At 75.3% G+C, this 8,530-nt stretch carries 8 protein-coding genes; 6 read left to right on the plus strand and 2 right to left on the minus strand.

The window, feature by feature from the left end:
- Positions 1 to 424 precede the first annotated feature (424 nt).
- Positions 425 to 2,617: a RecQ family ATP-dependent DNA helicase gene (locus Q0195_RS03035; protein WP_299274342.1), complete on the plus strand. Its 2,193-nt coding sequence runs from the start codon at positions 425 to 427 to the stop codon at positions 2,615 to 2,617.
- Between the two features lie 73 nt (positions 2,618 to 2,690).
- Positions 2,691 to 4,160, plus strand: a complete 1,470-nt coding sequence (locus tag Q0195_RS03040; protein WP_299274345.1) for a gluconokinase — start codon at positions 2,691 to 2,693, stop codon at positions 4,158 to 4,160.
- Here Q0195_RS03040 and Q0195_RS03045 read toward each other — a convergent pair.
- Positions 4,153 to 4,929: a SurA N-terminal domain-containing protein gene (locus tag Q0195_RS03045; protein WP_299274348.1), complete on the minus strand. Its 777-nt coding sequence runs from the start codon at positions 4,927 to 4,929 to the stop codon at positions 4,153 to 4,155. The genes Q0195_RS03040 and Q0195_RS03045 overlap by 8 nt on opposite strands.
- 357 nt (positions 4,930 to 5,286) lie before the next feature.
- Between Q0195_RS03045 and Q0195_RS03050 the strand changes: the two genes are divergently transcribed.
- Positions 5,287 to 5,544, plus strand: a complete 258-nt coding sequence (locus Q0195_RS03050; RefSeq protein ID WP_299274350.1) for a CD225/dispanin family protein — start codon at positions 5,287 to 5,289, stop codon at positions 5,542 to 5,544.
- Positions 5,541 to 5,966, plus strand: coding sequence for a DUF2752 domain-containing protein (locus tag Q0195_RS03055; RefSeq protein ID WP_299274353.1), 426 nt, complete (start codon positions 5,541 to 5,543; stop codon positions 5,964 to 5,966). Before Q0195_RS03050 ends, Q0195_RS03055 begins: the two co-directional genes overlap by 4 nt.
- A gap of 34 nt (positions 5,967 to 6,000) precedes the next feature.
- Here the strand turns inward: Q0195_RS03055 and hisD are convergent, their stop codons facing one another.
- The gene (gene hisD, locus Q0195_RS03060) at positions 6,001 to 7,329 is read right to left on the minus strand and encodes a histidinol dehydrogenase (protein WP_299274355.1); all 1,329 of its coding nucleotides are present in this window, start codon (positions 7,327 to 7,329) and stop codon (positions 6,001 to 6,003) included.
- A gap of 71 nt (positions 7,330 to 7,400) precedes the next feature.
- On the opposite strand from hisD, the gene Q0195_RS03065 reads away from it, so the two are divergent.
- A complete protein-coding gene (locus tag Q0195_RS03065; RefSeq protein ID WP_299274358.1) occupies positions 7,401 to 7,625 on the plus strand; it encodes an RNA-binding S4 domain-containing protein in 225 nt (74 codons plus the stop codon).
- Positions 7,626 to 7,802: 177 nt separating this feature from the next.
- A complete protein-coding gene (locus Q0195_RS03070) occupies positions 7,803 to 8,378 on the plus strand; it encodes a biotin transporter BioY (protein ID WP_299274361.1) in 576 nt (191 codons plus the stop codon).
- Positions 8,379 to 8,530: the final 152 nt, after the last annotated feature.

Raw genomic sequence — 8,530 nt, forward strand, 5'->3', positions numbered from 1 at the left:
CGGTGCCGGTGCCGGTGTCGGTGTCGGCTGCGTCGGCGCCGCCGCAGGCGGTCAGCGCCAGCGCCGCGACGACCGCCGCCCCGGCCAGTCGTGCCGGGCGACGAACGAGTGAGGCGATGCTCATGGGTGTCCTTCGGATCGGATGAGTCCTGGGCGGGCCCGGTGGCGCCGTGCCGGGGCCCGGTGGGGCCAATCTAACGCTTAGGTAAGGCTTACCTACAAGCCTCACGGCCTATTTAGGCGCCGGCGCCGTTGCGTAAATCGGGTGGCTCTTCGGCGGCGACTCCGCGCCGTTGCTGGGTTTCACAACGCAACACACCTGTTGCGGAATTCGCCCCGATGCGACCCACATCACAGATCCGTCCCATGGTGTGGACGGCGGCCGGTGTCGGTCGGACGTGCCAGGGTGGAGGCAGGAGGCGACATGAGCGACACGCAGGCCCGCACCGCGCACGACCGCGCCCAGGCAGCGCTGCAGGCGCTGGTGGGCCGCCCCGACGCCCGGCTCCGGGAGGACCAGTGGCGGGCGATCGAGGCGCTGGTGGTCCACCGCCGGCGGGCGCTCGTGGTGCAGCGCACCGGCTGGGGCAAGTCGGCGGTGTACTTCGTCGCCACCGCGCTCCTGCGCGCCGGGGTCGAGGGCCGTCCGCCGGCCGGGCCGACGATCATCGTCTCACCGCTGCTCGCGCTCATGCGCGACCAGATCGCGGCGGCCGCCCGGGCCGGGATCCGGGCGGTCACCATCAACTCCGCCAACGTCACGGAGTGGGACGAGGTCCACGCGGCGATCGCCGCCGGCACGGTGGACGTCGTCCTGTGCTCACCGGAGCGGCTGAACAACCCCGGCTTCCGCCGCGACGTCCTGCCCGGGCTCGCCGCCGAGGCCGGGCTCGTCGTCGTCGACGAGGCGCACTGCATCTCCGACTGGGGCCACGACTTCCGGCCCGACTACCGCCGCATCCGCACCCTGCTGGAGAACCTGCCCCACGGGGTGCCGGTGCTGGCGACCACCGCGACGGCGAACGACCGCGTCAGCGCCGACGTCGCCGAGCAGCTCGGCACCGGGGAAGGCGACGTCCTCGTGCTGCGGGGCTCGCTGGACCGCGAGTCCCTCCACCTCGGCGTCGTGGAGCTGCCCGACCAGGCGAGCCGGGTGGCGTGGCTCGCCGAGCGGGTCGCGGCCTGGGAGGGGTCGGGCATCGTCTACACCCTGACCGTCGCCCAGGCCGAGCAGGTCGCCGAGCAGCTCCGCGCGGCGGGGCTGGCGGTGGACGCCTACACCGGGCGCACCGAGCCGGCCCGTCGCGAGCAGCTCGAGGAGGACCTGCGCACCAACCGGCTGCGGGCGCTCGTGGCGACCTCCGCCCTCGGGATGGGCTTCGACAAGCCCGACCTCGCCTTCGTCGTCCACCTCGGTGCCCCGTCCTCCCCCATCGCCTACTACCAGCAGGTGGGACGCGCCGGCCGCGGTGTCCAGCGCGCCGACGTCGTCCTCCTCCCCGCCCCGGAGGACCGGGAGATCTGGGCCTACTTCGGGTCCCTCGCCTTCCCGCCCGAGCACGCCGTGCGCGAGGTGCTCGCCACGCTCGGGGACGAGCCGCTGTCCACCGCCCGGCTCGAACCGCTCGTCGACCTGCGCCGCACCCGGCTGGAGACGATGCTCAAGGTGCTCGACGTCGACGGTGCAGTGGAGCGGGTCCCCGGCGGCTGGCGGGCCACCGGCCGGCCGTGGGAGTACGACGCCGAGCGGTACGCCCGGGTCGATGCCGCCCGCGAGCGGGAGCAGCGGGCGATGCTCGACTACGTCCGGCTCGGTCCGGGCGAGTGCCGGATGGCCTTCCTCCGCGCCCAGCTCTCCGACCCCGACCTGGCCGACGGTTGGCGCTGCGGCCGCTGCGACCTGTGCGGCGGCCTGGAGCTGGACACCACCGTCGACGGCCGACGGGTCCAGGCCGCCCGCGCCGCACTCGACCGCCCCGGGGTGGACGTGGCCGCACGGCGCCAGTGGCCCACCGGGATGGAGACGGTCGGGGTCCCGCTGCGTGGGCGCATCCCCGCCGAGGAGCAGGCCGCCGCGGGCCGGGCGGTGGCCCGCCTCGACGGGCTCGGCTGGTCGGCGGCGCTGCGCGAGATGCTCGAGCCAGGCCCGGGCCGGGAGCCGGGCAGCGAGGCCCGCGGCGGGCACGACGGCGAGCTCCCCGCCTCGCTCCGCGGGCCGGTGGAGCGGGTGCTGGCCGACCAGCTCGCGGCGCTGCGGGAGTCCGGGGGCAGCGTCGACGGCGTCGTCGTCGTCGCGTCGGCAACCCGTCCGCGGCTGGTCACCCACCTCGCCCGGGGCGTCGCGCACCTCGCCGGGGTGCCGCTCGTCGGGGCGGTCTCCCCCGACCCGGACCTGCCGCCGGGGCGCCACGACGTCAACTCCGCCACCCGGCTGGCCACCGTCCACCGGCGGCTCCGGCTGGACCTGGGCGACGCCGCGCTCGCCGGCCTGCCCGGGCGCACCGTGCTCCTCGTCGACGACTACACCGACAGCGGCTGGACGCTGACGGTCGCCGCCCGGCTGCTGCGGCTCGCCGGGGCGGCCGCCGTCCATCCCTTCGTCCTCGCCCAGCGCTGACCGCACCGCCCGCAGCGGGCGACGAGCGGGGTCTGCGGCCCTACCATCGGACAGGACCGACCGGAGGGGTGCCATGGCCAGGTTCAGCGTCGAGCTTCGTGAGGCGGTCGACCCGCTCGTCCTCGCCGTCGACGTCGGCTCGACGGGGAGCCGCGGCGGAGTGTACGACGCCCGCGGGCTGCCCGTGGCGGGCCTGCGGCACAAGGTGCCGCACTCCTTCACCACGGCTGCCGACGGGACCTCGGTCATCGACCCGCTCCAGGTGCTCGCCGAGGTGGAGGAGATCATCGCCGCGGTGGCCCGGCCGGACCTCGCCGGGCGGGTCGCCGCGGTGGCGACCGACACCTTCGCCTCCTCGCTCGTGGGGGTCGACGCCGCCGGTGTGCCGTTGACGCCCTGCTACACCTACGCCGACTCCCGGTGTGCGCCGCAGGTGGCCGCGCTGCGTGCCGAGCTCGACGAGGCGGCCGTGCAGGAGCGGACCGGCTGCCGCCTGCACACGAGCTACCTGCCCGCGCGGCTGCGCTGGCTGCGCGAGACCGAGCCGGGGCTCACCGCCGAGGTGGCCCGGTGGCTCTCCCTCGGGGAGCTGCTCGCGCTGCGGCTCACCGGCACCGCGGTGGTCGGCACCACGACGGCCGCGTGGACCGGGCTGCTCGACCGCCGCACCGGCGACTGGGACCCGCAGATGCTCGCCGTCGCCGGCGTCACCGCCGACACCCTCTCCCCCGTCCAGCACCCGGACCGGCCGTTCACCGGGGAGCGTTCGCCGCACCCCGTCCTCGAGGGCGCCGTGTGGTTCCCGGTGGTCGCGGACGGGTACGCGGCCAACGTCGGGACCGGCGCCCGCACCGAGGGCACGGTCGTCGCCTCCTTCGCCACCAGCGGCGCGGTGCGCGTGCGGGTGCCGGCGGACTTCCCCCGGGTGCCGTCCGGGCTGTGGGCCTACCGGGCCGACGCGAGCTCGGCACTGCTGGGTGGGGCGCTCAACGACGTCGGCCGCGCGGTGACCTGGCTGGAGGAGACGCTGCGCCTCGACGACGTCGACCTCGACGCCGTGCTCGCCGCCGACCCGGACCCCACGACCCCGCTGGTCCTGCCGTTCCTCAGCGGCGAGCGCAGCACGGGCTGGGCGTCGGGCGCCCGTGCCGTGCTCGCCGGGGTCTCGGCGGTCACCACCCCGGCGTCCCTCGCCCGCGGTGTGCTGGAGGGGGTGCTCCTCACCTACGGGCGGGTGGTGGCGGCGCTCACCGAGGTCGCCGGCCGGCCGCAGCAGGTGCTGGCGAGCGGACGGGTGAGCCAGGACCTGCCGGGTCTGCTCCAGCTGCTCGCCGACCTCACCGGCGCCCCGGTGACCCCGGTGACGATCAAGCGCTCCACCCTGCACGGCACCGCCCTGCTCGCGCTGGACACGGTCGCCCCGGACGTCCGGCGCGCCGCCCCCACGACCGGGCCGACGCTCGAACCGGTCGCGGGCCGGTGGGACTACTACGCCGAGCGGACGGCCCGCTTCGCCGAGCTGTACGCCGCGGTCGTCAGCTGACGTTCTCCAGGTGGACGACGATGTCGGCATCGGCGCGCAGCTGCTCGAGGAGCGCGACCACGGCCTCGTTGCGGTGCTGCTGGCGCAGCTGCTCCTCGATCTGCGGCTGCACCTCCTCCAGCGGCGGGATCTCGCCGGCACCGCCCCCCTCGGCCCCCTCGGCCTGGGCAACCGCGGTGTCGTAGAGCTCCTGGACCTCCTCCTGCGACGGGGTGTACTCTCCCGCCTCGTCGGTGAAGAGCAGCTCGAGCGTGGTCTGCCGCTGGACCTGGGCCTCGGCCTCCTCGCGGGCCATGCCCTCCTCCTCCTCGAGCGCGGTGTAGAACTCCTCCGCGGAGGCCATCCCGTAGCTCGTGGCGATGTCCTGGGCGGCGGCCTCGACGTCCTCCGGGGTCGCCTCGATCGACCGCGCCTCGGCCTCGGCGAGGAGCAGCTGGGTGTCGACCAGGCCGTCGGCGGTCTCCTGCCGCAGCGTCGCCTGGTCGAGCTCGGTGCCGGTCATCTGCGCCTGCTGGAAGGCCCGCGAGAGCTGTCGCTCGTAGGCCGGGACGAACTCCTCGCGGGTGATCGGCACGCCGTCGACCTCGGCGACGACGTCCGGGACACCGTCGAGGTCCGGCTCGGGAGCCTGCGGGGCGGCGTCGTCCTGCGCGGCGGACTCCTCGGCCGTGGGCGTCTCCGTCTCGGCCGGGTCGTCACTGCCGGAGCAGCCGGCGAGGGCGAGGAGCACGGCGGCGGCGGTGGCCGCCAGCCAGGGGGTGGAACGCATACGGGTCCTCTCGGGTGGTGATCCCGGTCCGTGACCGGGCGAGGCGGTTGGCCCCAGGCACGGCCGGGCTCGCCGTCACCGCACCGCTCCAGCGTGCGGGTCGCCGCAGCCGCGTGCAACCCCGTGTCCCGGATGAGCGACGGTACGGCCGGCGGGTCGGGGAAGCACGATACGCTCACCCGCGGACGGCGGCCCGAGCGGGCCCCGTCCGTCGCCAGAGGTCCCGCCGCGGCGGGACACCGCACCCGAGCAGCACAAGGAGATCTCGTGTCGCAATACGACGGTGGCTACCCTCCACCACCTCCCGGCGGTCCCGGTGGCCCGCCGCCGGGTCCGATGGGCCAGGCTCCGGGAGGCATGACGCCGCCACCGCCGAACCACCTGGTGTGGGCGATCCTCACCACGCTCTTCTGCTGCCTGCCGCTGGGCATCGTCTCGATCGTCTTCGCCGCGCAGGTCAACTCCAAGTGGCAGATGGGTGACTTCGCCGGGGCGCACGAGTCCTCGGAGAAGGCCAAGCAGTTCGCGATCTGGGCCGCCGTGGTCGGCGCCGCGGTCCTCGTGCTGTACATCGTCCTGGTGATCGGCGGCGCCCTGAGCATGTCGTCCTGGTGACCACCGCAGCAGTCGACACCCGGCCGCGGGCACGCCGCATGGCGCTGCCCGCGGCCGTGTTCGTCGGCACCCTCGCCGCTGCCGTCGTCATCCACCTGCGCGACCCGAACGCCTCGGGCAACTACCCGACCTGCCCGTTCCTCTACCTCACCGGCTGGTACTGCCCCGGCTGCGGCTCCCTCCGTGCGCTGCACGCCCTCACCCACCTCGACGTGGCGACCGCGCTGGACCGCAACCCGCTGGCGACCGGGGCGCTCGTCGGGCTCGTCGTCGGCTTCGTCCGCTGGGCGGCGCGGCTGTGGTCCGGACGCCCCCGTCCCGGGCTCGCCCCCGCGTGGACGCTGTACGCGCTGGCCGCCCTCGTCATCGGCTACGGCGTGCTGCGCAACCTGCCCGGTATGGAGATCCTCTCCCCCGCCTGACGTGGACGCGCGCCCCCGCCGGACGACGGCCGGGCTACCCGAAGCGGACGTCGACGGCGTCGGCGTGGGCGGGCAGGTCCTCGGAGACCGCCAGCGCCCGCAGCGGCTCGGCCACCTTCCGCAGCGCCGCGTCGTCGTACTCCACCACCTGCACCGGCTTGAGGAACGCCATGACGCTCAGGCCGGCGGCGAACCGTGCCGTCCCGCCCGTGGGCAGGACGTGGTTGGAGCCGGCGAGGTAGTCGCCGAGCGGCACCGGGCTGTAGGGACCGACGAAGATCGCCCCGGCGTTGCGGACCCGCGCCGCCACGGCAGCGGCGTCCACTGTCTGCACCTCGAGGTGCTCGGCCCCGTAGGCGTCGCACACGGCCAGCCCCTGCTCGACGTCGGTGACGAGGACGGTGCCGGACTGTGGGCCGGTGAGTGCCGTGCGGACCCGCTCCGCGTGCGTCGTGGCCGCGACCTGACGCTCCATCTCGGCGTCGACGGCGTCGGCGAGCTCGGGGCTGTCGGTGACGAGCACCGAGGCGGCCGCCGGGTCGTGCTCGGCCTGGGAGATGAGGTCGGCCGCGACGAACCGCGGGTCCGCACTCGCGTCGGCGAGCACGGCGATCTCGGTGGTCCCGGCCTCGGCGTCGATCCCCACCCGCCCCATGACCGCCCGCTTGGCGGCCGCGACGTAGATGTTGCCGGGACCGGTGACGACGTCGACGGGCGCGCACAGCTCGGCACCGTCGGACGTCCCCTCCTCCCCGGCGGCGCCGTAGGCGAACATCCCCACCGCCTGCGCACCGCCGACGGCGTAGACCTCCTCGACGCCGAGCAGCGCGCACGCGGCGAGGATCGTCGGGTGCGGCAGCCCGCCGAACTCCGCCTGCGGCGGGCTGGCGACGGCGAGCGAGCGCACCCCGGCCACCTGCGCGGGCACGACGTTCATGACGACGCTGGAGGGGTAGACCGCCAGACCGCCCGGGACGTACAGCCCCACCCGGCCGACCGGCAGCCAGCGCTGGCGGACGTGGCCGCCGGGCAGGATCTCGGTGTCCCGGTCGCTCGGCAGCTGGGCCTGGTGCCCGGCGCGGTTGTGCGCGATGGCCAGCTCCAGGCCCTCGCGCACCTGCGGGTCGAGCCCGGCCAGGGCCTCCTCCAGGGCGTCGACCGGGACCCGCAGGTGCTCCGGCCGGACGCCGTCGAAGCGCTCGGCGAGGTCACGCAGCGCGGCCGCACCGCGGTCGCGGACGTCCTGGATGATCGGCAGCACCTGGGCGAGCGCCGCCTCGACGTCGAGCGTGGCCCGCGGCAGCACGTCCGCGAGCTCGCCGGCCGACAGGGTGGTGCCACGGAGGTCGATACGCCTGAGCATGGCACCGATCGTAGGGGGCGCGGCCGCGAGGCGTGCAGGACGTCCACCCCGCGGCGGGGCATGATCGGTGCATGCAGACCGAGCACGTCGTCCCCGTCGACGGGGAGATCCGCCTGGGCCAGTTCCTCAAGCTCGCCTCCCTCGCCGACTCCGGCGCGCAGGCCCGCGAGCTCGTCGCCGACGGTGCGGTGCGCGTCGACGGCGAGGTGGAGACCCGGCGCGGGCGTCGGCTCACGCCGGGAGCGCGGGTCGAGGTGACCACACCGACCGGGGTGCGGGCCGCCGTCGTCGGCTGACCGCACGTGGGGACCAGGTGCCGGCGCCCGCTCGCGCCCCGGGTTCCGGAGCGGGTGAGCACACCGACCGGGGCGCGCACCGCAGTCGCCGGCTGACCGCAAGGTGGACGACGCTTCCCAGTGGGTGGGCGCCCGCCTACCCTGTGGCTGTCCGGATCCGTGCAGGAAGGTGCAGCCATGACCGTCACGACCCCTCACGCCGTCCTCAGCGACGCGCTGCCCGCGAGCGTGGCCCGCGACGTCGCCCTCGTCGTCGGTGGTGCCGCCTTCACCGGTGTGCTCGCCCAGGTGGTCGTGCCGCTGCCCTTCACCCCGGTGCCGCTGTCCCTGAGCACCTTCGCGGTGCTCCTCGTCGGTGCGGCGCTCGGCCCGCTGCGCGGCGTGCTGAGCATGGGGCTCTACCTGCTCGCCGGGATGGCCGGGGTGCCGTGGTTCGCCGAGCAGGCCTCCGGCTGGCAGATGGCCTCCTTCGGCTACATCATCGGCTACGTCCTGGCGGCCGGTCTCGTCGGGTCGCTGGCCCGCCGGCGCGCCGACCGCCGCCCGCTGTCGATGCTCGGCGCCGCCCTGCTGTCCACGGCTGCCGTCTATGTCGGCGGGGTGCCCTGGCTCATGGTGAGCCTCGGGGTGGGGCTCGGGGAGGCCCTGGCGCTCGGCGTGCTGCCCTTCCTCGTCGGCGACGCCATCAAGGCCGCGGCCGCTGCCGGCCTCCTCCCCGCCGCCTGGAAGCTCCTCGGCCGCACCACCCGCTGACCCAGCACCCCCGCACCCCCTCCTCCCCCACCGAGAGCTCACTTCCCACCGAGAGCCCACTTCCCACCGAGAGCCGAGTTCCCACCGACAGCTGACTTCCCACCGACAGCTCACGTCCCACCGACAGCTCACGTCCCACCGACAGCTCAGTT

It is taken from the genome of uncultured Georgenia sp. (genome assembly GCF_937958535.1).
GTDB lineage: Bacteria > Actinomycetota > Actinomycetes > Actinomycetales > Actinomycetaceae > Oceanitalea.

Coding starts and splice junctions, on each gene's coding strand:
- hisD (WP_299274355.1), bottom strand. CDS start 7,329: ATGCTCAGGCGTATCGACCTCCGTGGCACCACCCTGTCGGCCGGCGAG.
- Q0195_RS03035 (WP_299274342.1), top strand. CDS start 425: ATGAGCGACACGCAGGCCCGCACCGCGCACGACCGCGCCCAGGCAGCG.
- Q0195_RS03050 (WP_299274350.1), top strand. CDS start 5,287: ATGACGCCGCCACCGCCGAACCACCTGGTGTGGGCGATCCTCACCACG.
- Q0195_RS03045 (WP_299274348.1), bottom strand. CDS start 4,929: ATGCGTTCCACCCCCTGGCTGGCGGCCACCGCCGCCGCCGTGCTCCTC.
- Q0195_RS03070 (WP_299274361.1), top strand. CDS start 7,803: ATGACCGTCACGACCCCTCACGCCGTCCTCAGCGACGCGCTGCCCGCG.
- Q0195_RS03065 (WP_299274358.1), top strand. CDS start 7,401: ATGCAGACCGAGCACGTCGTCCCCGTCGACGGGGAGATCCGCCTGGGC.
- Q0195_RS03040 (WP_299274345.1), top strand. CDS start 2,691: ATGGCCAGGTTCAGCGTCGAGCTTCGTGAGGCGGTCGACCCGCTCGTC.